This window comes from Chromobacterium amazonense (genome assembly GCF_001855565.1).
GTDB classification, from domain to species: Bacteria; Pseudomonadota; Gammaproteobacteria; order Burkholderiales; family Chromobacteriaceae; genus Chromobacterium; species Chromobacterium amazonense.
Genome location: NZ_MKCR01000011.1, coordinates 1 through 21,533 on the forward strand (window position 1 = coordinate 1; position 21,533 = coordinate 21,533).

At 61.3% G+C, this 21,533-nt stretch carries 14 protein-coding genes, 1 tRNA gene and 3 rRNA genes; 14 read left to right on the forward strand and 4 right to left on the reverse strand.

Annotated elements, in window-relative coordinates:
• Positions 1 to 142: 142 nt before the first annotated feature.
• From BI343_RS07065 to BI343_RS07090, 5 genes are all read left to right on the forward strand, one after another.
• Positions 143 to 1,676: ribosomal RNA gene (locus BI343_RS07065) — 16S ribosomal RNA — on the forward strand.
• Positions 1,677 to 1,857: 181 nt separating this feature from the next.
• Positions 1,858 to 1,934 (forward strand) — tRNA-Ile (locus BI343_RS07070).
• 411 nt (positions 1,935 to 2,345) lie between these two features.
• Positions 2,346 to 5,333: ribosomal RNA gene (locus tag BI343_RS07080) — 23S ribosomal RNA — on the forward strand.
• 123 nt (positions 5,334 to 5,456) lie between these two features.
• Positions 5,457 to 5,571 (forward strand): 5S ribosomal RNA (gene rrf, locus BI343_RS07085).
• The 16S, 23S and 5S rRNA genes sit together here with 1 tRNA gene alongside, the layout of an rRNA operon.
• A 97-nt stretch (positions 5,572 to 5,668) precedes the next feature.
• Complete coding sequence (locus BI343_RS07090; RefSeq protein WP_244886594.1) at positions 5,669 to 6,631, forward strand: ion channel; 963 nt, start codon at positions 5,669 to 5,671, stop codon at positions 6,629 to 6,631.
• Positions 6,632 to 6,786: 155 nt separating this feature from the next.
• Here the strand turns inward: BI343_RS07090 and pssA are convergent, their stop codons facing one another.
• The gene (gene pssA / locus BI343_RS07095; RefSeq protein WP_071109198.1) at positions 6,787 to 8,130 is read right to left on the reverse strand and encodes a CDP-diacylglycerol--serine O-phosphatidyltransferase; all 1,344 of its coding nucleotides are present in this window, start codon (positions 8,128 to 8,130) and stop codon (positions 6,787 to 6,789) included.
• Positions 8,131 to 8,316: 186 nt separating this feature from the next.
• Here pssA and BI343_RS07100 point away from each other — a divergent pair, with 186 nt between their 5' ends.
• On the forward strand, positions 8,317 to 8,844 hold the full coding sequence (locus tag BI343_RS07100) for an RNA pyrophosphohydrolase (RefSeq protein ID WP_189338848.1): 528 nt from the start codon (positions 8,317 to 8,319) through the stop codon (positions 8,842 to 8,844).
• A 113-nt stretch (positions 8,845 to 8,957) separates the two neighbouring features.
• Entirely contained in the window at positions 8,958 to 10,922 is a 1,965-nt protein-coding gene (parE, locus tag BI343_RS07105; protein WP_071109199.1) for a DNA topoisomerase IV subunit B, read from the forward strand.
• A gap of 137 nt (positions 10,923 to 11,059) precedes the next feature.
• Here parE and BI343_RS07110 read toward each other — a convergent pair whose 3' ends face one another.
• Positions 11,060 to 11,773 (reverse strand): substrate-binding periplasmic protein, encoded by a 714-nt coding sequence (locus BI343_RS07110; RefSeq protein ID WP_139165673.1) that lies wholly within the window; start codon positions 11,771 to 11,773, stop codon positions 11,060 to 11,062.
• 134 nt (positions 11,774 to 11,907) lie between these two features.
• Between BI343_RS07110 and BI343_RS07115 the strand changes: the two genes are divergently transcribed.
• Positions 11,908 to 12,369 carry a GNAT family N-acetyltransferase gene (locus BI343_RS07115; protein WP_071109201.1) on the forward strand — a complete coding sequence of 154 codons (462 nt, stop codon included), beginning with the start codon at positions 11,908 to 11,910 and terminating at the stop codon, positions 12,367 to 12,369.
• Between the two features lie 4 nt (positions 12,370 to 12,373).
• On the opposite strand, the gene BI343_RS07120 is transcribed toward BI343_RS07115, so the two are convergent.
• Complete coding sequence (locus BI343_RS07120; protein ID WP_071109202.1) at positions 12,374 to 12,970, reverse strand: short chain dehydrogenase; 597 nt, start codon at positions 12,968 to 12,970, stop codon at positions 12,374 to 12,376.
• A gap of 104 nt (positions 12,971 to 13,074) precedes the next feature.
• On the opposite strand from BI343_RS07120, the gene BI343_RS07125 reads away from it, so the two are divergent.
• From BI343_RS07125 to BI343_RS07140, 4 genes are all read left to right on the forward strand, one after another.
• On the forward strand, positions 13,075 to 13,959 hold the full coding sequence (locus BI343_RS07125; protein ID WP_043628975.1) for a LysR family transcriptional regulator: 885 nt from the start codon (positions 13,075 to 13,077) through the stop codon (positions 13,957 to 13,959).
• A gap of 68 nt (positions 13,960 to 14,027) precedes the next feature.
• A complete protein-coding gene (locus BI343_RS07130) occupies positions 14,028 to 14,585 on the forward strand; it encodes a chromate transporter (protein WP_071109203.1) in 558 nt (185 codons plus the stop codon).
• The gene (locus BI343_RS07135) at positions 14,582 to 15,097 is read left to right on the forward strand and encodes a chromate transporter (RefSeq protein WP_071109204.1); all 516 of its coding nucleotides are present in this window, start codon (positions 14,582 to 14,584) and stop codon (positions 15,095 to 15,097) included. Before BI343_RS07130 ends, BI343_RS07135 begins: the two co-directional genes overlap by 4 nt.
• Before the next feature lie 42 nt (positions 15,098 to 15,139).
• Positions 15,140 to 15,985, forward strand: coding sequence for a type 2 periplasmic-binding domain-containing protein (locus tag BI343_RS07140; RefSeq protein ID WP_071109205.1), 846 nt, complete (start codon positions 15,140 to 15,142; stop codon positions 15,983 to 15,985).
• A 6-nt stretch (positions 15,986 to 15,991) separates the two neighbouring features.
• Here BI343_RS07140 and fumC read toward each other — a convergent pair whose 3' ends face one another.
• Positions 15,992 to 17,365, reverse strand: a complete 1,374-nt coding sequence (fumC, locus tag BI343_RS07145) for a class II fumarate hydratase (protein ID WP_071109230.1) — start codon at positions 17,363 to 17,365, stop codon at positions 15,992 to 15,994.
• Positions 17,366 to 17,720: 355 nt separating this feature from the next.
• Here fumC and hemE point away from each other — a divergent pair, with 355 nt between their 5' ends.
• On the forward strand, positions 17,721 to 18,785 hold the full coding sequence (hemE, locus tag BI343_RS07150; protein WP_071109206.1) for a uroporphyrinogen decarboxylase: 1,065 nt from the start codon (positions 17,721 to 17,723) through the stop codon (positions 18,783 to 18,785).
• A 554-nt stretch (positions 18,786 to 19,339) separates the two neighbouring features.
• A complete protein-coding gene (locus BI343_RS07155; protein WP_071109207.1) occupies positions 19,340 to 21,523 on the forward strand; it encodes a primosomal protein N' in 2,184 nt (727 codons plus the stop codon).
• Positions 21,524 to 21,533 lie beyond the last annotated feature (10 nt).

Here is a 21,533-nt window from a genome sequence, read left to right on the forward strand (position 1 = left end):
TCGCAGCGACCAGCACAGCTCTTTAACAGAACGAATAACCGATAGGTGTAAGTGCTTGGCGAAAGCCAAAAACTTGCACTGCAAGAGATAGGAAATACCAGTTATTTCTTTGAACTTGCGTGCCAGAAGTTGCTATGAGATTGAACTGAAGAGTTTGATCCTGGCTCAGATTGAACGCTGGCGGCATGCTTTACACATGCAAGTCGAACGGCAGCACGGGAGCTTGCTCCTGGTGGCGAGTGGCGAACGGGTGAGTAATGCATCGGAATGTACCGTGTAATGGGGGATAGCTCGGCGAAAGCCGGATTAATACCGCATACGCCCTGAGGGGGAAAGCGGGGACCGAAAGGCCTCGCGTTATACGAGCAGCCGATGTCTGATTAGCTAGTTGGTGAGGTAAGAGCTCACCAAGGCGACGATCAGTAGCGGGTCTGAGAGGATGATCCGCCACACTGGGACTGAGACACGGCCCAGACTCCTACGGGAGGCAGCAGTGGGGAATTTTGGACAATGGGCGCAAGCCTGATCCAGCCATGGCCGCGTGTCTGAAGAAGGCCTTCGGTTGTAAAGGACTTTGTTCGGGAGGAAATCCCGCTGGTTAATACCTGGCGGGGATGACAGTACCGGAAGAATAAGCACCGGCTAACTACGTGCCAGCAGCCGCGGTAATACGTAGGGTGCAAGCGTTAATCGGAATTACTGGGCGTAAAGCGTGGCCAGGCGGTTGTGCAAGTCTGATGTGAAAGCCCCGGGCTCAACCTGGGAACGCATTGGAGACTGCACGACTAGAGTGCGTCAGAGGGGGGTAGAATTCCGCGTGTAGCAGTGAAATGCGTAGAGATGCGGAGGAATACCGATGGCGAAGGCAGCCCCCTGGGATGACACTGACGCTCATGCACGAAAGCGTGGGGAGCAAACAGGATTAGATACCCTGGTAGTCCACGCCCTAAACGATGTCAACTAGCTGTTGGGGGTTTGAATCCTTGGTAGCGTAGCTAACGCGTGAAGTTGACCGCCTGGGGAGTACGGCCGCAAGGTTAAAACTCAAAGGAATTGACGGGGACCCGCACAAGCGGTGGATGATGTGGATTAATTCGATGCAACGCGAAAAACCTTACCTGCTCTTGACATGTACGGAACTTGGTAGAGATATCTTGGTGCCCGAAAGGGAGCCGTAACACAGGTGCTGCATGGCTGTCGTCAGCTCGTGTCGTGAGATGTTGGGTTAAGTCCCGCAACGAGCGCAACCCTTGTCATTAGTTGCCATCATTAAGTTGGGCACTCTAATGAGACTGCCGGTGACAAACCGGAGGAAGGTGGGGATGACGTCAAGTCCTCATGGCCCTTATGAGCAGGGCTTCACACGTCATACAATGGTCGGTACAGAGGGTCGCGAAGCCGCGAGGTGGAGCCAATCTCATAAAACCGATCGTAGTCCGGATCGCACTCTGCAACTCGAGTGCGTGAAGTCGGAATCGCTAGTAATCGCAGATCAGCATGCTGCGGTGAATACGTTCCCGGTCTTGTACACACCGCCCGTCACACCATGGGAGTGAGTTTCACCAGAAGTGGGTAGGCTAACCGCAAGGAGGCCGCTTACCACGGTGGGATTCATGACTGGGGTGAAGTCGTAACAAGGTAGCCGTAGGGGAACCTGCGGCTGGATCACCTCCTTTCTAGAGAAGGCGATCGTCAAGTACTTACAGCCTATCGGTTATTCAAGTTAAGGGCATTTTCGATGAAAATCTGCGCAGCTCTGCGTTGAAAGCCTCCTCGTGTACTGGATGTACACGTCGTCAGCTTTCGCCTGGATCTGCTTGATTTTGATCGAAAAGGATGTGGTATGAAGCGACTACTGGGTTTGTAGCTCAGCTGGTTAGAGCACTGTGTTGATAACGCAGGGGTCGTAGGTTCGAGTCCTACCAGACCCACCAGTATTTTTTGGGTCAGGCAAGGCGCGAGGGAGCGACATGTGCTTATGCACATGAGCGACTGAGCAACGCAGCATCACCCAAAAAGAGGGGATTAGCTCAGTTGGGAGAGCACCTGCTTTGCAAGCAGGGGGTCGTCGGTTCGATCCCGTCATCCTCCACCACACCGCAAACAAAATCGAATTGAGAAGTTTGATTCTGTTTGCGTTGTAAAACGCCCGATCTTTAACAAACTGAAGAAGCCGAATATATAAGACGGCGAAATGAAAGCGTAGAGTTAACTCTTTACGCGGACAAATCGTCATCTTGGGTATTTGATTGTATCTAAGGCTGCGTCGCCAACTCAAAAGGGGCGGTGCAGTCGTCGCACAAACACACTTGTTGTTTTAGTGATCTAGGTTACTGAAATGATAGGGTCAAGCGACTAAGTGCATCTGGTGGATGCCTTGGCGATCACAGGCGATGAAGGACGTGTAAGCCTGCGAAAAGCGCGGGGGAGCTGGCAATAGAGCTTTGATCCCGCGATATCCGAATGGGGAAACCCGGCCCTTAGGGGTCATCCCAGACTGAATACATAGGTCTGAGGAGGCGAACTCAGCGAACTGAAACATCTAAGTAGCTGAAGGAAAAGAAATCAACCGAGATTCCGTAAGTAGTGGCGAGCGAACGCGGAACAGCCTGTATGTGATAGAGATTGCGTTAGTGGAAGGTTATGGAAAGGACCGCCATAGTGGGTGATAGCCCCGTACACGAAAACGCATTCTTGGTACTAAGCATACGAGAAGTAGGGCGGGACACGCGAAATCCTGTCTGAAGATGGGGGGACCATCCTCCAAGGCTAAATACTCGTGATCGACCGATAGTGAACCAGTACCGTGAGGGAAAGGCGAAAAGAACCCCGGGAGGGGAGTGAAATAGAACCTGAAACCGGATGCATACAAACAGTGGGAGCGGACGTGTTCCGTGACTGCGTACCTTTTGTATAATGGGTCAGCGACTTACGTTCAGTAGCGAGCTTAACCGAATAGGGGAGGCGTAGGGAAACCGAGTCCGAATAGGGCGCTTTAGTTGCTGGGCGTAGACCCGAAACCGAGTGATCTATCCATGGCCAGGATGAAGGTGCGGTAACACGCACTGGAGGTCCGAACCCACTAGTGTTGCAAAACTAGGGGATGAGCTGTGGATAGGGGTGAAAGGCTAAACAAACTCGGAGATAGCTGGTTCTCCCCGAAAACTATTTAGGTAGTGCCTCATGTATCACTTCCGGGGGTAAAGCACTGTTATGGCTAGGGGGTCATTGCGATTTACCAAACCATGGCAAACTCTGAATACCGGAAAGTGCGAGCATGGGAGACAGACGGTGGGTGCTAACGTCCATCGTCAAGAGGGAAACAACCCAGACCGCCAGCTAAGGTCCCAAATGATCAGTTAAGTGGTAAACGAAGTGGGAAGGCCTAGACAGCCAGGATGTTGGCTTAGAAGCAGCCATCATTTAAAGAAAGCGTAATAGCTCACTGGTCGAGTCGTCCTGCGCGGAAGATGTAACGGGGCTCAAACTGATAACCGAAGCTGCGGATGCGTCGGCTTCACCTTAGCTTGTTGCAAGCTTGTCATCGCGAAGCGATGACAAAGCCCACCCCAATGGTCGCCAGGCCATGAGGGAAACAAGCAGGCTAAGGGAAGCCGATGCGTGGTAGGGGAGCGTTCTGTAGGTCTGTGAAGGTGTCTCGTAAGGGATGCTGGAGATATCAGAAGTGCGAATGCTGACATGAGTAGCGATAAAGCGGGTGAAAAGCCCGCTCGCCGAAAGCCCAAGGTTTCCTACGCAACGTTCATCGGCGTAGGGTGAGTCGGCCCCTAAGGCGAGGCTGAAAAGCGTAGTCGATGGGAAACGGGTTAAAATTCCCGTACTTTTGTGTAGTGCGATGTGGGGACGGAGAAGGTTAGGTCATCAGACTGTTGGAATAGTCTGTTTAAGCCGGTAGGCTGGGGTGGTAGGCAAATCCGCCGCCCCTTAAGGCCGAGACGTGATGACGAGGGTCTACGGACCTGAAGTGACTGATACCACGCTTCCAGGAAAAGCCACTAAGCTTCAGCTACACAAGAACCGTACCGCAAACCGACACAGGTGGGCAGGATGAGAATTCTAAGGCGCTTGAGAGAACTCAGGAGAAGGAACTCGGCAAATTGATACCGTAACTTCGGGAGAAGGTATGCCTCTTAGAGTGTAGGACTTCGCGTTCGAAGCTTTGAGAGGTCGCAGAGAATCGGTGGCTGCGACTGTTTAACAAAAACACAGCACTGTGCCAACACGAAAGTGGACGTATACGGTGTGACGCCTGCCCGGTGCCGGAAGGTTAAGTGATGGGGTGCAAGCTCTTGATCGAAGCCCCGGTAAACGGCGGCCGTAACTATAACGGTCCTAAGGTAGCGAAATTCCTTGTCGGGTAAGTTCCGACCCGCACGAATGGCGTAACGATGGCCACACTGTCTCCTCCTGAGACTCAGCGAAGTTGAAGTGTTTGTGAAGATGCAATCTCCCCGCTGCTAGACGGAAAGACCCCGTGAACCTTTACTGTAGCTTTGCATTGGACTTTGAAGTGGTTTGTGTAGGATAGGTGGGAGGCTAAGAAGCCAGGACGCTAGTTCTGGTGGAGCCGACCTTGAAATACCACCCTGACCCCTTTGAGGTTCTAACCTTGGTCCGTGATCCGGATTGGGGACAGTGCATGGTAGGCAGTTTGACTGGGGCGGTCTCCTCCCAAAGTGTAACGGAGGAGTTCGAAGGTTACCTAGGTACGGTCGGAAATCGTGCTGATAGTGCAATGGCAAAAGGTAGCTTAACTGCGAGACCGACAAGTCGAGCAGGTGCGAAAGCAGGACATAGTGATCCGGTGGTTCTGAATGGAAGGGCCATCGCTCAACGGATAAAAGGTACTCCGGGGATAACAGGCTGATACCGCCCAAGAGTTCACATCGACGGCGGTGTTTGGCACCTCGATGTCGGCTCATCACATCCTGGGGCTGTAGCCGGTCCCAAGGGTATGGCTGTTCGCCATTTAAAGTGGTACGTGAGCTGGGTTCAAAACGTCGTGAGACAGTTTGGTCCCTATCTGCAGTGGGCGTTGGAAGTTTGACGGGGGCTGCTCCTAGTACGAGAGGACCGGAGTGGACGCACCTCTGGTGTACCGGTTGTGACGCCAGTCGCATCGCCGGGTAGCTAAGTGCGGAAGAGATAACCGCTGAAAGCATCTAAGCGGGAAACTTGCCTGAAGATGAGACTTCCCTGGAGGCTTGACCTCCCTGAAGAGTCGTTCGAGACCAGGACGTTGATAGGTCGGGTGTGGAAGCGCTGTGAGGCGTGAAGCTAACCGATACTAATTGCTCGTGAGGCTTGATCCTATCATTTGAGTGGCTTAGCGAGGCTAAGTGACGAGAGTGGATGTGCGAAGAACATCAAATACCGAATATTCAGAATCAGAGAGCGACTCTGGTTCAGGCTTCTTGCAGTTTGTACAGTTTATGTCTGGTGGCCTTAGCGAGGTGGTCCCACGCCTTCCCATCCCGAACAGGATCGTGAAACGCCTTAGCGCCGATGATAGTGTGGCATTCGCCATGTGAAAGTAGGACACCGCCAGACGCCCGATACGACAAAGCCCAGCTCAACCGAGCTGGGCTTTGCGCTTTGCGCGCGCCCAAACTCCCAGGTGTCCGCCATTGCGCTTTCGCTTGCGCGAATGGCCGCCATTGACGTCTGTTTCCATCCCTCACACAATCAGCCTTTGCAGACTTCGACATGGTGGCGCCAGATGGTTATTCGCAGCAGCAAACCCGCGCGACGCATAGAGGCGGGCGGCCGCAGCCTGTTCATTCACAGCCTGCCGCGCCACTCCCTGCATGACCTCTATCACTACTGCATGACCATCAGTTGGCCGCGTTTTTACCTGTTTATCGCGGCGGCTTTCATCGCATTGAATCTATTGTTTGCCGGACTCTATCAATTGCAAGCCGGCGGCATCGCCAACCAGTTTCCGCCTGGTTTTCTGGGTGCATTCTTTTTCAGCGTCGAGACGCTGGCGACGGTTGGCTATGGCGATATGCATCCGCAAACGCTGTATACGCATTGGATTTCCATGCTGGAGATTTTCATCGGCATGATGAGCATTGCATTGATTACCGGCGTGACGTTTGCCCGCTTCTCGCGGCCCAGGGCGCGCATCGTGTTTACCAGCAGCCCCGTCGTCCGTCCATTGAACGGTGAACCGGTGTTGATGCTGCGCGCGGCCAATGCCAGAAATAACGTGATCATTGATGCCAGTGCCCGCCTGCGCTTGTTGCAGCAGGAGGTGACTGCCGAAGGAACGACCTTTCGCAAACTGTACGACCTGACGCTGGTGCGGGATGAGCACCCGATGTTTGTGCTCGGCTGGACGCTGATGCATAAGATAGACGAGCGCAGCCCCTTGTATCAACGCGATGCCGACTCGCTGGCGGCGGTCAAGGCGCAGCTGATCTTGTCCATCAACGGCATGGACGAAACCACCATTCAGCCTATGGTGGCGCGGCATACGTTTTCGCATCAGGATATTCGTTGGAATCATGCTTTCGCCGATCTGATTTATACCGATGAGCATGAAAACGATCATGTCGACTACCAGCGCCTGCAGGAGGTGCGGCCGTTGCCATCCGCTAAAGACTAGGTCGTGCTCGGGCGGCTTGGCGAATACCGGCAGGCCATGCTGGGATGATGATGCCGCATGGCCAGGTCGCTCGCGCGCTCGCCTAAGCGCCGCCGCAGCGCCGGCTGGCGCGGCGCGGGCGAAAAAAAAAGCCCCGCGAAAGCGGGGCGGGGCGCTTACAGCATCAGATTGAGCATGCGGTCGATCCGCACGCGGCTCAAGCGGGTAAGCAGTTTCTTGATCTGTTCCGGGTAGTGCTTCACGTCTTCCAGCTGGCGGTAGTGCGCAAGCGGCGTGGTGTGGCGCAGAATGCTGCGTTGTTCGGCTTCACCCTGCGCGCGCAGGGCGCCTTGCGGATCGCGCAGCAGCAGCGCGTTTTCCAGATCCAGGCGGAAGGCGCGGGGATTCAGGTTGTTGCCGGTCAGCAGGATGTAGCGCGCGTCGCTCCAGATGCCCTTCAGGTGATAGGTGTTGTCGCCGTCTTTCCATAGATGGATGCGCAGTTGCTGGCGCGACACATATTGGCGCTGGCGCTTGGCGAAGCGGCGCAGGTTCATCTCGTACAGATAGGGCAGCGCGCCGATCACCCTGAATGGCTGCTCCGGCGGGATGTAGAAGTCGTTGGCGGTCTTGTCGCCGACGACGATGTCGATTTCCACGCCGCGGCGCAGGGCGCGGTTGATTTCCAGCACCACGGCGCGCGGAAAGTTGAAATACGGCGTGCAGATGAACAGCTTGCTGTCCGCGCTGGCGATGATATCGAGTATCGTGCGGTTCAGCCGGTTGCCCTTGCCGATGCCGACAATTGGGGCGATGGCCAGTTGCTCCGCAGAGACCGGGGGCGATGCGGCGGGCCGGTACTGACTGTGCACCAGCTTGTCGCGGAACTGGCGGATTTCCTTGCGGATGCTGCGGGTGGACGGCGCGGGTTTGTCCAGCCGGAATACCGCCGGGTCGTTGAAGAACTGCTCGGCCATGAAATCGGCCATGGCATCGGCCAGCTGCGGGCTGCGGATCAGGTGGTAGCGGTCGAAGCGATATTTGTCCAGCTTGTGCAGATAGACATTGTTCAGGCTGGCGCCGCTGTAGAACACGGTATCGTCGATGACGAAGCCCTTCAGGTGCAACACGCCGAACAACTCGCGTGTTTGCACCGGCACGCCGTAGATCGGAATGTCCAGATCGCGGCGGGCCGCTTCCTCGCGGTACCAGCTGGCGTTGCAGTGCGACTGGTCTTCGCCGATGCGGCCGCGTTGAGCGCGATGCCAATCCACCATCACGCGCACGTCCAGCTCAGGCCAGCGTTGCTTGGCCTGGTACAGCGCGTCCAGGATTTCCCGGCCCGCTTCCTCGTTTTCCAGATACAGCGCGCACAGGTAGACGCGCCGGGTCGCCGCGGCGATCGCTTCCAGCAGCCGCAGGCGAAAATCGCTGGTCTGCAGCAGCGTGGTGAAGTCTTGCGGCGGCAGCGGAAGCCAGGGCAGGCGGGTCAACGTGGGTCGATTGAGCAGAAATGCCATGAATGCGCAGTTGATTGACGTTCAATCGACGCATCGTAGCATCGTTTGGCCAATTTGGGGGAGTGGGCGAGGCCGCAAGTGACGCCGGTCAAGCGTTTTGACGCGCCGCCGGCTGGCGGGCCGCGTGGCAAGGCGGGCCGAAATGTGCAAAAATTCCGGTAACGAGACGAATTGCAGGTTTTTTCCATGCTGGACCGGGACGGATACCGCCCAAACGTCGGAATCATCCTCACCAACGCCAAAAACGAGGTGTTCTGGGGGAAGCGCGTGCGCGAGCATTCCTGGCAGTTCCCGCAAGGCGGCATCAAACCGGGCGAAAGCCCGGAGGCCGCCATGTACCGCGAACTGCTGGAGGAGGTGGGCTTGCTGCCACAGCACGTGAAGATCCTGGGACGCACCCGCGACTGGATGCGTTATGAGGTGCCGACCAATTGGGTTCGCCGCGAATGGCGCGGCAGTTACAAAGGGCAGAAGCAGATCTGGTTTCTGCTCAGGCTGGTGGGTCGCGACAGCGATGTTTGCCTGCGCGCGTCCACGCATCCGGAGTTCGACGGCTGGCGCTGGAACGATTATTGGGCGCCGGTGGACGCGGTGATCGAGTTCAAGCGCGATGTGTACGAGCGCGCCTTGTCCGAGCTGTCGCGCTTCCTGCGGGGCGTGGAGAGTCACGACGCCTATTTGGCGCGCATCGCCGCGGCGCAGAGCGAGCAGTGAGCGGGCCGCGCAATTTTGCAGCACAGCGACGGCGGGCAATGCCCGCTGTCTTTATTTGAGCCGTCCCATATGGGCGGCGTCGACGTGAAACGCCGACAGGGTAAGACCACAACATGACTCAACAATACGACGAATCTTCGGTACGGGTGCTGAAGGGGCTGGAGCCGGTCAAAGAACGGCCGGGCATGTATACCCGCACCACCGACCCCACCCACATCTGCCAGGAAGTGATAGACAACGCCGCCGACGAGGCGCTGGGCGGCTACGCGCGCAAGATCGCCGTCACCGTGCATCAGGACGGCTCGCTCAGCGTGGAGGACGATGGCCGCGGCATTCCGGTAGGCCTGCATCCGCAAGAAGGCGTGCCGGTGGTGGAGCTGGTCTTCACCCGCCTGCACGCAGGCGGCAAGTTCAACAAGAAGGACGGCGGCGCCTATGCCTTCTCCGGCGGCCTGCACGGCGTCGGCGTGTCGGTGACCAATGCGCTGTCCACCCGGCTGGAAGTCGAGGTGAAGCGCGATGGCGGTGTGCACCGTCTGGTGTTTTCCGGCGGCGATGTGATCGAACCGCTGGCCCGCGTGGCTGACTGCGGCCCGCGCACCAGCGGCACCCGCGTGCGGGTGTGGCCGGACGGCAAATACTTCGAAAGCCCGCGCTATTCGATGCAGGAGCTGGAGCGGCTGCTGCGCGCCAAGGCGGTGCTGCTGCCCGGCGTGGCAGTGACGCTGACGGTGGAAAAGCCCAGCGGCGATGAAGTCAAAGTCTGGCAGTATCCGGAAGGCCTGAAGAGCTATCTGGCCGAATTGTGCAATGGCGACGAGCCGGTGGCGCCGCTGTTCGCCGGCGAGGCTTATATCGGCGACGACCACGAGCAGTTCGCCAAGGGCGAGGGCGCGCAATGGGCGATGGCCTGGTTCGAAGACGGCGCCAGCGGCGAGAGCTACGTCAACCTGATCCCCACCCCGGCGGGCGGCACGCATGAGGCCGGGCTGCGCGCCGGGGTATTCGACGCGGTGAAAAGCTTCGTCGACCACCACAACCTGCTGCCGCGCGGCGTCAAGCTGATGGCCGAAGACGTGTGGAGCCGCGTGCGCTTCGTGTTGTCCGCCCGCGTGCTGGACCCGCAGTTCCAGGGCCAAACCAAGGACAAGCTGACCAGCCGCGACGCACTGAAGCTGATCTCGGGCCTCGCCCGCGATCCGGTGGAGCTGTGGCTGAACCAGCATGTGGAGGCCGGCAAGAAGATCGCCGAACTCGCCATCCGCCAGGCGCAGAGCCGCCTGAAGTCGGTAAAAAAGGTGGAGAAGAAGAAAGGTTCCGGCGTGGCGGTGCTGCCGGGCAAGCTGACCGACTGCGAGAGCGAAGACATCGAGCGCAACGAGCTGTTCCTGGTGGAGGGCGATTCGGCCGGCGGTTCGGCGAAGCTGGCGCGCGACAAGGAATACCAGGCCATCCTGCCCTTGCGCGGCAAGGTGCTGAACAGCTGGGAGACGGACAAGGACCAACTGTTCTCCAATGCCGAAATCCACGACATTTCCGTGGCGATAGGCGTGGACCCGCATGGCCCGAACGACCAGCCGGACCTGTCCGGCCAGCGCTACGGCAAGATCGCCATCCTGTCCGACGCCGACGTCGATGGCTCCCACATCCAGGTGCTGCTGTTGACGCTGTTCTTCCGCCATTTCCCGCGCCTGGTGGAAAACGGCAATATCTACATCGCCCAGCCGCCGCTGTTCCGCGTCGATGTGCCGGGCCAGGGCAAGACCCGTCCGCCGCGCAAGCTGTACGCGCTGGACGAGGGCGAAATGACCGCCATCCTGGACCGTCTGCGCAGCGAGGGCGTGCGCGAGAACGCCTGGACCATCTCCCGCTTCAAGGGCTTGGGCGAGATGAACCCGGAGCAATTGAAGGATACCACCATGAACCCCGACACCCGCCGCCTGGTCAAGGTGCAGGTGCGCCCCGGCATGCTGAAGGAAACGCTGGACATGTTCGTCATGCTGATGGGCAAGGGCGAAGCGTCCAGCCGCCGCAGTTGGATGGAGGCCAAGGGCAACGAGGTGGAAGCCGATATCTGATCGCTTTTGGCGCATCCGCGAAGCCGCCCGCTTGGCGACAAGCCGGCGGTTTTTTTTGCGTGCTGCCTTGCTGACAAGGCTTCGCGGAGGCCCTGCGCCTCGGCGCGCAGGCGCAACCCAAGCCCAGGATTCGACGCTCAGTCGTAGCGCGCCAGCAGCGCGGCCAGCTCCTGCTTGCCCTGCGGCGATGCGCAGGCGGCGCGCAATCTGTCCAGCATGGCGGCATCGTGCGCCAGCGGGTGGGCGCGCGACACATAGACGGCCATCGGCTCGCTGCTGATGGGCAGCTCTGCCCACTTGTCAGCTGGCGTCGATAGCTCGCGCAGGGTGTGGCCGCAGCCGGGACGGACGCACATCATCGCGTCCAGCCGGCCGGCGCGCAGCATGCGGAACCCTTGGTGCAGATCGCGGACGAATACCCTGTCCGCGCCGCTCTCGGCAAGGAATCTGTCCAGGGTGTGGGTGCCGCGCAAGATGCCGACCGGGCGGCGCTGCAGATCGGCCAGGCTCAGCGTGCGGCCGGCATCGCGGTAGATCACTGACAGCCGGATTGCCGTCGGGCGGCATACTTCCAGGCCGAAGCCATCGCGCTCCGTCGACGCGGTAATCAGCGCCAGCGCGTTCTGGCCGCTTTTGAGGTCTTCCACCACCCGCGGCAGCGGCCGGATGTCCTGGCGCAGCTGCAGGCCGCTTTGCGCGGCCAGCCAGCGCAGGAAGCGCGGCGCCAAGCCATCGCCGCTGGCGGCGTCGCCCCATGGCTCTATCGCCTGGTTGGAGGACTGCACCGGTTCGGCGTGCGCAGTCTGCAACCACCATATCCAAGCCAGCATGCCCAGCCAGGTTAGTCTCATCGAACCTCCCCTTGCGCGCCCAAGGCTCAGGGGGCGGCAGATGCAGTATAGTCGGCGCGTTCGCGACTCAAGCGCGGAGCGCAGGATTCCTACCGTTGTCTTTTGGTGAAATGTTCTTTAGAAAGGATGCCGCGATGTCTCTCTCCATCACCTCCGCGCATGCCGCGGATTTTCAATCCATGCTCCGCCTGTGGGAGCGATCGGTACGCGCCACCCATCATTTTTTAAGCGAGGACGACATCGTCGCCATGCGGCCAGAGGTGGCGGCTGCATTTGAAGCCGCGGAATACATCGGCCTGGCCTTACGCGTGACCCGCGATGGCAAGGGGCGGGTGACGGGCTTTGCCGGCACGATGGCCGGCAAGCTGGAGATGCTGTTCATCGATCCCGAATGCGCCGGCAGAGGCTTGGGAAAGCGTTTGCTGACGCACGCGGTGACGGAGCTGGCGGCTACGGCTGTGGATGTCAACGAGGATAACCCCGCCGCGCTGGCCTTTTACCGCCGCATGGGCTTCACAGTGGCTAGCCGCTCGGCGCTGGATAGCGCCGGCAGGCCGTTTCCTCTGTTGCATCTCAAGTTGCGGCAGGCCGCATGAAGATTTACCACACAGCCAATGTTTGCCCGTTGGCGATGCCTTCCACGCTGCGCACATAGGCCAGGGCGGCGCGAGCCGCCGGCACGGCCTCGAAGCCGGGGAAATAGGGCGCATAAGCCGCCATCGATTCTTGCAGCACATTAGGGCTGACGACATTGATGCGTTGCCCGCGTGCCAGCTCCAGCGCAGCGGCGGCGGCGAAGCCTTCCAGCGCGCGGTTGACGGTTGTAGTGTTACTGCCGTGGCGGATGGGTTGGGCGCCGACGATGCCGCTGGTCAGCGTGACGGAGCCGCCGTCGTTCAGATAATGCTGGCCGGTCAAGGCGAGGTTGATCTGTCCCAGCAGCTTGTTTTCCAGACCGATGCGGAAGTCCGCGGCGGTAGTCTCCGTCAGCGGACCGAAGTGTGTCTCTCCGGCTGCGCTGACGATGGCATCAAGCCGGCCTGTTTGTTCAAATAATCTGGCGATGCTGTCGCTGTCAGTGATGTCGACTCTCAGATCGCCGCTGGCGCGGCCAGCGGTGATCACATCATGGTGAGACAGTGCTTGGTGGATGGCGCGGCCAAGAGTGCCGCTGGCGCCGACTAGCAGGATTTTCATGGTGTGTTTCCATTGCGGGTAACGATGCGCCTAGTGTGCAGTGATTCTTCCCAATGATTAATCCGTTATGATGAACAAGATTGATAACCAGGATTTTTTAATCAATGGATAGATTGCTCAGCATGGAGTTGTTTGTCGCCGTGGTGGACAAGGGCAGCTTCACCGCAGCAGCGGAGGCTTACCGCCTCTCTCAGCCCATGGTGGGCAAGCATATCGCTGCGCTGGAGGCGCGGCTGGGCGGTAAGCTGCTGGTGCGCACCACTCGGCGGCAACAGCTGACTGAATTGGGCGCGCTCTATTTTCAGCGGTGCAAGGCCATTCTTGCTGACATTCAGTCGGCGGAGGATGGTCTGGCGATACTGCAGCAACAGCCGAGGGGACATTTGCGCGTCAATGCCTCCGTGGTGTTTGGCGCATGCCGTCTGGCGCCGTTGTTGGGCGAATTCATGGCGAGGTATCCGGACATTTCCCTGCAACTGAGCCTGGAAGACGAACTGGTGGATCCCGTGATCGGCGGTTACGACGCCCTGTTCCGAGTCGGGCATTTGCAAGACTCCAGCATGGTGGCGCGCCCGCTTCAGCCTTACTGTTTCATGATCGCCGCCTCGCCGGATTATCTGGCGCGCAGAGGAGTGCCGCAGCACCCCGTAGACCTGGCTGATCATGACTGTCTGGGGTTTAGTAATTGGCGCAAGGGTGATGGTTGGGAGCAACTTGCTCACACTTACGGTGCCTCGCCAAGAGTCGGGCGGATAGATTGCAACCATGGCCAGGCATTGCGTGAACTGGCCTTAGCGGGCTCAGGGCTGGTATTGCTGGCCGAGGCCTTGCTTAGGCAGGACATCGCAACGGGGCGGCTGGTCGAAGTATTGCCCGGCTTTCTTCCCCCTCCCAAGCCTGTTCATCTTTTGTACTTTCCCGATAGGCATCAACTTCCCAAGCTGCGTGTCTTCGTCGACTTCATCGTCGAGCGCCTGGGCGCGCTGTGAGTTTTATTGACCGCCCCTGTCAGAAATTCTCGTTTGTAGTGTTCCCGGCCCAAGAGTAGTGTCAAAGCATGAATACCGAACTGATCCAACCGCGCCGGCGCGACCTGTTCGCCGGCTTCTTCTCCGTCGGCATCACCGGCTTCGGCGGCGTGCTGCCGCAGGCGCACAGCATGCTGGTGCAGCGCCGGCGCTGGCTGTCGGAGAGCGATTTCGCCGAGCAGCTGGGGCTGTGCCAGGTGCTGCCCGGTCCCAATATCGTCAATATGGCCGTGTCGGTCGGCGCGCGTTTCCACGGGGCGATGGGGGCGATGGCTGCGGTGTCCGGCTTGCTGCTGGCGCCTTTGGTCATCGTTCTGCTGCTGGCGTCTCTTTATGGCCATTATCGCCAGCTGCCGCTGGTGGAGCAGGTGATGCACGGGCTGGCTTCCGCCGCGGCCGGCCTGCTGCTGGCGATGGCGCTGCGCCTGCTGCCCAGGTTGGAGCGGCGCGGGTGGAGCGCGCTGGTGGTGATCGTCACCTTCGCCGCCATCGCGCTGTTCCGTTTGCCCTTGCTGTGGGTGCTGTTGGCCACGATACCGCTGGCGCTGGGCCTGGCCTGGCTGAGCAAGGGAGGGCGCGGCGAATGATCTTGTTGACGCTGTTGTGGGAGTTTGGCTGGTTGTCGTTGATGGCGGTGGGCGGCGCCAATGTGGTGCTGCCGGAACTGCAGCGCATCGTGGTGGCGCATGGCTGGATGAGCGCGGCGCAGCTGGCGGAATTGTTCGCGCTGGCCCAGGCCGCGCCGGGACCGAATGTGCTGGTGGTGAGCCTGGTGGGCTGGCATGTGGCCGGCGTGGGCGGCGCGCTGGTCAGCATGCTGGGCATTTGTTTGCCGTCGTCCTTGCTGAGTTTTTATGTATCGCGCTGGTGGGCGCGCCATCGCGGCGGCGAGCTGACTGGGCTGTTGAGCCGCGCCTTGCTGCCGCTGACGGTCGGCTTGATCGGCGCCAGCGCCTGTTTGCTGTTGCAGGCGGCCAATCGCGGCTTCGCCGGCTGGGGGCTGAGCGCCGCGGTGGCGCTGTTGGCCTGGAAGCGCAACTGGAACCCCTTGTGGTTGCTGTTGCTGGGCGGCGTGGCGGGCGGCTTGGGCTGGCTGTGATCTGCGGCCATAATAGCCTTATCGCCAGGTAATGGACCGCATATGGCTAAGGTGCTGTGTCTGCTGCTGCTGTGCAGTGGCTTGTCGCTGGCTCAGGCGGGCGGCGTGCAGATCAACTACGCGCTGGTCTCCGGCGACAATGATCCGCACTGGCCATATATCCAGGCTTTGCTGCAGCTCGCTTGCGGCCAGATGAGCCAGCGCTGCCAACTGCTGGCCGCGCGCGACATGAATCAGGGCCGGGCGATGGAGCAGATGCAGCGTCCGGACAGCAGCGTCGATCTGTTCTGGGGCATGACCAGCCGCGAGCGCGAACGCAAGCTGTTGACCGTGCGCATCCCGCTGGACAAGGGGCTGATAGGCTGGCGCGTGCCCTTGATCAACGCCGACCGGCCGCAGCTGTTCAAGGACGTCAAGACGCTGCGGCAATTGCGCGCGTTCAGGGCCGGGCAGGGCCAGGACTGGCCGGATACCCAGATCCTGCAGCATGCCGGCCTGCCGGTGCTGACCAGCCCGGACTACCCAAATCTTTTTTCCATGCTGCGCCAGCGCCGCTACGATTACTTCCCGCGCAGCGTGATCGAGGTGCAGCAGGAGCTGGCATCGCCGTCTGGCAAGGGGCTGATGCTGGATCCGTATCTACTGCTCCATTACCCCACCGCCTTTTATTTCTTTGTTTCGCCGCAGCGGCCGGAACTGGCGCGGATGCTGCGGCAGGGCCTGGAGAAGAGCGTGCGCGACGGCAGCTTTGACCAGTTGTTCAAGACCTTCAACAGCGATCATCTGCGCGCCTTGAAGTTGTCCGGACGCACCGTGATCGAGCTGGACAATCCGCTGCTGCCGGAAGACACGCCGCTGGCGCGGCGCGAGCTGTGGTTCCATCCGTGAGGACGCTTAAATCATGTCTTCCGGCCTGACCCAGGCATCGAACTGTTCCGCGCTGAGATAGCCCAGCGCCAAGGCGGCTTCGCGCAAGGTGGTGCCGTGGTGGTGGGCGTGCTTGGCGATGGCCGCCGCCTTGTCGTAGCCGATGCGCGGGTTCAAGGCGGTGACCAGCATCAGCGAGCGCGCCATCAGCTCGGCGATGCGGCCGCGGTTGGCCGCCATGCCGTCCACGCAGTGCTGGCGCAGGCTGTCCATGCCGTCGGCCAGCAGCCGCACGCTTTGCAGGAAGTTGTGGATGATCAGCGGCTTGAACACATTCAGCTCGAAATTGCCGGAGGCGCCGCCTATGGCCAGCGCCGCGTCGTTGCCCAGCACCTGGCAGCACAGCATGGTCATCGCCTCGCATTGGGTAGGGTTGACCTTGCCCGGCATGATGGAGCTGCCCGGCTCGTTTTCCGGCAGGGTCAGCTCGCCCAGGCCGCTGCGCGGGCCGGACGCCAGCCAGCGGATGTCGTTGGCGATCTTCATCAGCGCGGCGGCCAGCGTTTTCAGCGCGCCGTGGGCGAACAGCAGCGGCTCGTGGCCGGCCAGGGCGGCAAACTTGTTGCCGGCGCTGGCAAACGGCAGGCCGCATTCCGCGGCCAGCCGCGCGGCTACTTTGTCGCCAAAACGCGGATCGGTATTGAGCCCGGTGCCGACCGCGGTGCCGCCAACGGCCAGCTGGCACAGCATGGGCAGCGTCGCGCGCACGGCCTCGTCGGCTAGGCCCTGCTGCGTCGCCCAGCCGGAGATCTCCTGACCCAGCGTCAGCGGCGTGGCGTCCTGCAGATGGGTGCGGCCTATCTTGACGATGTCGGCGAATTCGGCGGATTTGGCTTCCAACGCCTGCCGCAGCAAGGTCAGCGCGGGCAGCAGCCTGGCGTGCAGCTGCTCCGCCGCGGCGACGTGCATCGCGGTGGGGAAAATATCGTTGGACGACTGGCCGCGGTTGACGTCGTCGTTGGGATGAACCAGACGGCCTTCGCCGCGCTTGCCGCCCAGCAGCTCGGAGGCGCGGTTGGCCAGCACTTCGTTCATATTCATATTGCTCTGGGTGCCGGAGCCGGTCTGCCAGACCGACAGCGGGAACGCGCCATCATGGCGGCCTGCCAGCACCTCTTCGGCGGCATCGGCGATGGCGGCGGCCTTGGCCGCGTCGAGTTTGCCCAGCTCGAGGTTGGCGATGGCGCAGGCGCGTTTGACCCGGGCCAACGCCAGGATCAGTTCCCGCGGCATCTTTTCGTTGGAAATATGGAAGTGCGCCAGCGAACGCTGGGTTTGCGCCCCCCACAGCGCATCGGCGGGCACATCTATCAGACCGAAACTGTCGCGCTCGGCGCGCATGGTTTTTTTCACGTCATCCTCCTTCGCTGCGGAATGGCTGACGGAGCGGTGGGTGCCGCGCCGGTTCAGCGGCCCGTCCGCAGACCGTTCTGCATCGTGCCTTTGCCGGTGCGCTCGGCCGCTTGACTGTGTCGCTGGTGAGCCAGCCGGATGGCCAGCGTATATCCTATAAGCATGCTCGGCAACAGGCACGGGCTGCGGCGAGACGATTCTCTGCGTCGTCGCCCGCATCTCGCGGCAGGGCTTCGCCGGCGAGCGCCATTTAGGCGGGGCCGCTGTTTTTTGCGCGGCCGCAGTCGGGCGGCGGCGCGCGCTGCGCTATAATGGCCGGCGATTTCCATAGCCGCGTGACGCCATGACCCAGCTGAAAAACGATACCTTCCTGCGGGCTCTGCTGAAGGAGCCGGTTGAATACACCCCGATCTGGATGATGCGCCAAGCCGGGCGCTACCTGCCGGAATACCGCGCCACCCGCGCCCGCGCCGGCAGCTTCATGGGCCTGTGCACCAGCCCGGACTACGCCACCGAAGTGACGCTGCAGCCCTTGGAGCGCTTCCCGCTGGACGCGGCCATCCTGTTCTCCGACATCCTGACCGTGCCCGACGCCATGGGCCTGGGCCTGTATTTCGCCGAAGGCGAGGGTCCGAAATTCCAGCGCCCGCTGCGCGACGAAGCCGCCATCCGCGCGCTGGTCCCGGCCGAGCTGGACAAGCTGCAATACGTTTTCGACGCCGTTTCCAGCATCCGCCAGGCGCTGGACGGCCGCGTGCCGCTGATCGGTTTTTCCGGCAGCCCCTTCACGCTGGCCTGCTATATGGTGGAGGGCGGCGGCTCCGACGACTTCCGCCACGTCAAGGCCATGCTGTACAGCCGGCCTGAGCTGCTGCACCACATTCTGGAGGCGAACACCCAGTCGGTGATCGCCTACCTGAACGCGCAGATCGACGCCGGCGCGCAGGCGGTGCAGATTTTCGACACCTGGGGCGGCGCGCTCAGCCATGCCGCTTACCGTGAGTTTTCGCTGGCTTATATGCAGCGCATCGTCGCCGGCCTCAAGCGCGAAGCCGATGGCCGCCGCGTGCCGATTATCGTGTTCACCAAGGGCGGCGGGCAGTGGCTGGAGGACATCGCCGCCATCGGCGCCGATTGCGTGGGCCTGGACTGGACCATCGACATCGGCCAGGCGCGCGCGCGCGTCGGCGCCAAGGTGGCGCTGCAAGGCAATTTCGATCCCAATGCCTTGTTCGCGGAGCCAGCCGCCATCGAGCGAGAAGTGGCGCGCATCCTGGCCGGCTACGGCCAGGGCAGCGGTCATGTGTTCAATCTGGGGCACGGCATTTCTCAATTTGCCGATCCGGCTCATGCCGGCGCCTTGGTCGACGCCGTCCATCGTTTGTCCCGCCCCTATCATTGCGATTGAGCGGCGTCGACGGGCGAGACGGCGCGGCCTGGGGCGGCTGCGCCATCTTGGTGCGTTGGACGGTGTTTGAAGGATTGTCTTCAAACAGACTGAAGATTCAATTGCAGAATTTCTTAGCGGCGCCTGGCGAAAGGCGCTTGATTTTTTTAAATTTTTATTAAATTTGCATCGCTTGCACGGCGCTAAGCCATTGCCGAGTGGCGGGGTATTCTTGCCCGCCGCTAGGCTGTTCGAGTACGAATCAAGTCGTCGATGTCGAGGCCCCAACATGCGGGTTGACAGCCGAGGCGGCTGGTGTTCCAGAAGTTATGCACACCGCCTAGTCCCTGCGTCCTGCCTTGTCAAGCATGGGCGGCAAAAAAAATGGCAACAAGCTAAGCTGTTGAAAATAAAAGACTTTTACATTTGATTAATTTTTGTGCAATCCAACGGAAACACTGATTTAGCGGCTTTTTGCTGGTTATCGCCAGGGTTGTTCACAAAGTTATCCACAAGATCTGTGCACAGCGAAGGCAAAGCCTTGTCGCAGCAGGGTTTGCCGAGGAAGAGCATAAATGTCGGAGCGGGATTCTGTTCAAGTGGCGGTCGACGTGCCGCTGGCAGGAACGTTCAGTTACCTGACTGAATCGCCTGTCATGAGCGGCATGCGCGTCTGCGTCCCTTTCGGTTCGCGGCGGCTGTGTGGCGTCGTGGTCACGCCGATACCGGGGGAGGGTGTGTCGGATTGCGACAGCGCCAAACTCAAACGCATCGAAATGGTGCTTGATGGCCTGCCGCCGCTGCCCGAGGAGTTTCTCGCCCTGGTTCGTTTCGCCGCCGATTATTACCACCACCCTCTGGGGCAGACCTTGTTCACCGCCTTGCCGACCACGCTGCGCGAGCCGCGCGACATCAAGCGGCCGGACCGCCGCCCGTTCGCGCTGACCGCGCAGGGCCTGGCGGAGCCGCCGCCGGCGCGGCAGAAGGCCAGGCTGGCTTTGTGGCAGGCCTTGCTGGACGGGCCGCTGACCTTGGAGGCCGCCAAGGCCCACACGCCGCAGGCCGGCAAATGGCTGGCCGACTGGCTGGCCGAAGGCAAGGCCGAGCGCGTGGCGCTAGAGCCACCAGCCTTGCGACTGGGCGAATCGCCGGCGCTTAACGACGAGCAGCAGGCGGCGCTGGACGCGCTGCGCCGCAGCGAGGGCTTCCAGCCCTGGCTGCTGCATGGCGTTACCGGCAGCGGCAAGACCGAGGTTTATCTGCGGTTGATCGCGGACAGCTTGGCCGCGCGCCGCCAGGTGCTGGTGCTGGTGCCGGAAATCAATTTGACGCCGCAGCTGATCGACCGCTTCGCGCGCCGCTTCCCCGCCAGCCGCATCGTGGTGCAGCACAGCCATCTGGCCGATGGCGAGCGCTTGCAGGGCTGGCTGGATGCCTGGCATGGCGAGGCCGATGTGGTGATCGGCACCCGGCTGTCGGTGTTCACGCCGCTGCCGCGGCTGGGGCTGATCGTGGTGGACGAGGAGCATGACGGCTCGTTCAAGCAGCAGGACGGTTTGCGCTACCATGCGCGCGACCTGGCGGTGTGGCGCGCGCGCCGCGCCGGCATCGCCATCGTGCTGGGCTCGGCCACGCCCAGCCTGGAGACGGTGGCCAATGTCGAGGCTGGCCGCTACCGCAAGCTGGCGCTGCATCGCCGCGCCCATGGTTCGGCCCGCTTGCCGGATGTGCGCTTGGTGGACACCCGCCGCAAAAAATTGGCCGAGGGTCTGTCCGAGCCGGTGCTGGAGGCCTTGAAAGCCAGGCTGGCGCGCAAGGAGATGAGCCTGGTGTTCATCAATCGGCGCGGTTTCGCGCCGGTGGTCGCCTGCACCGCCTGCGGCTGGACCAGCGGCTGTCCGCATTGCACGGCCAAGCTGGTGGTGCACCTGATGGAGCGCAAGCTGCGCTGCCACCATTGCGGCTGGGAGGAGCCGGTGCCGCCGGCCTGCCCGGATTGCGGCGATCCCGACATCAAGCCGCTGGGCGAGGGCACGCAGCGGCTGGAATCGGCCTTGCAGCGCATGCTGCCGGAGGCGCGGGTGTTGCGCATCGACCGCGACACCACCAGCCGCAAGGATGCGTGGGACGAGATTTACCGCAAGGTGAACGGCGGCGAAGTGGACATCCTGGTGGGCACCCAGATGCTGGCCAAAGGTCACGATTTCGGCACGCTGTCGCTGGTGGCGGTGCTGGGGGCGGACGGCGGGCTCTATTCAGCCGATTTCCGCGCCTCGGAGCGCTTGTTTTCGCAGCTGATGCAAGTGGCCGGCCGCGCCGGGCGGGCGGAGTCGCCGGGCGAGGTGTTGGTGCAGACGCAATGGCCGGACCACCCCTTATACCAGGCCTTGGTGGCGCATGATTTCGACGGCTACGCCGCCAGCCTGCTGAATGAGCGGCGCCAGGCCGGTTTCCCTCCCGGCGTGTTTCAGGCCTTGCTGCGCGCCGACAGTCCGCAGCTGGCGCAGGCCACGGCTTTTTTGCGGGAAGCGCGCCAGGCGCTGGAGCCGCTGGCGGAAGGCGTGCTGATCTCGGGTCCGGCGCCGGCGCTGATGGCGCGGCTGGCGCAGCGCGAGCGCGCGCAATTGGTGCTGGAGTCCCCGCAGCGCGCCGCGCTGCATCGCCTGTTGGATGCTTTGCCGCCGCTGCTGGATGGCTTGGCTAAGACGCATGGCCGCGCCCTGCGCTGGTCGCTGGATGTCGATCCGCAGGATTGGTGAAAGGATGAAA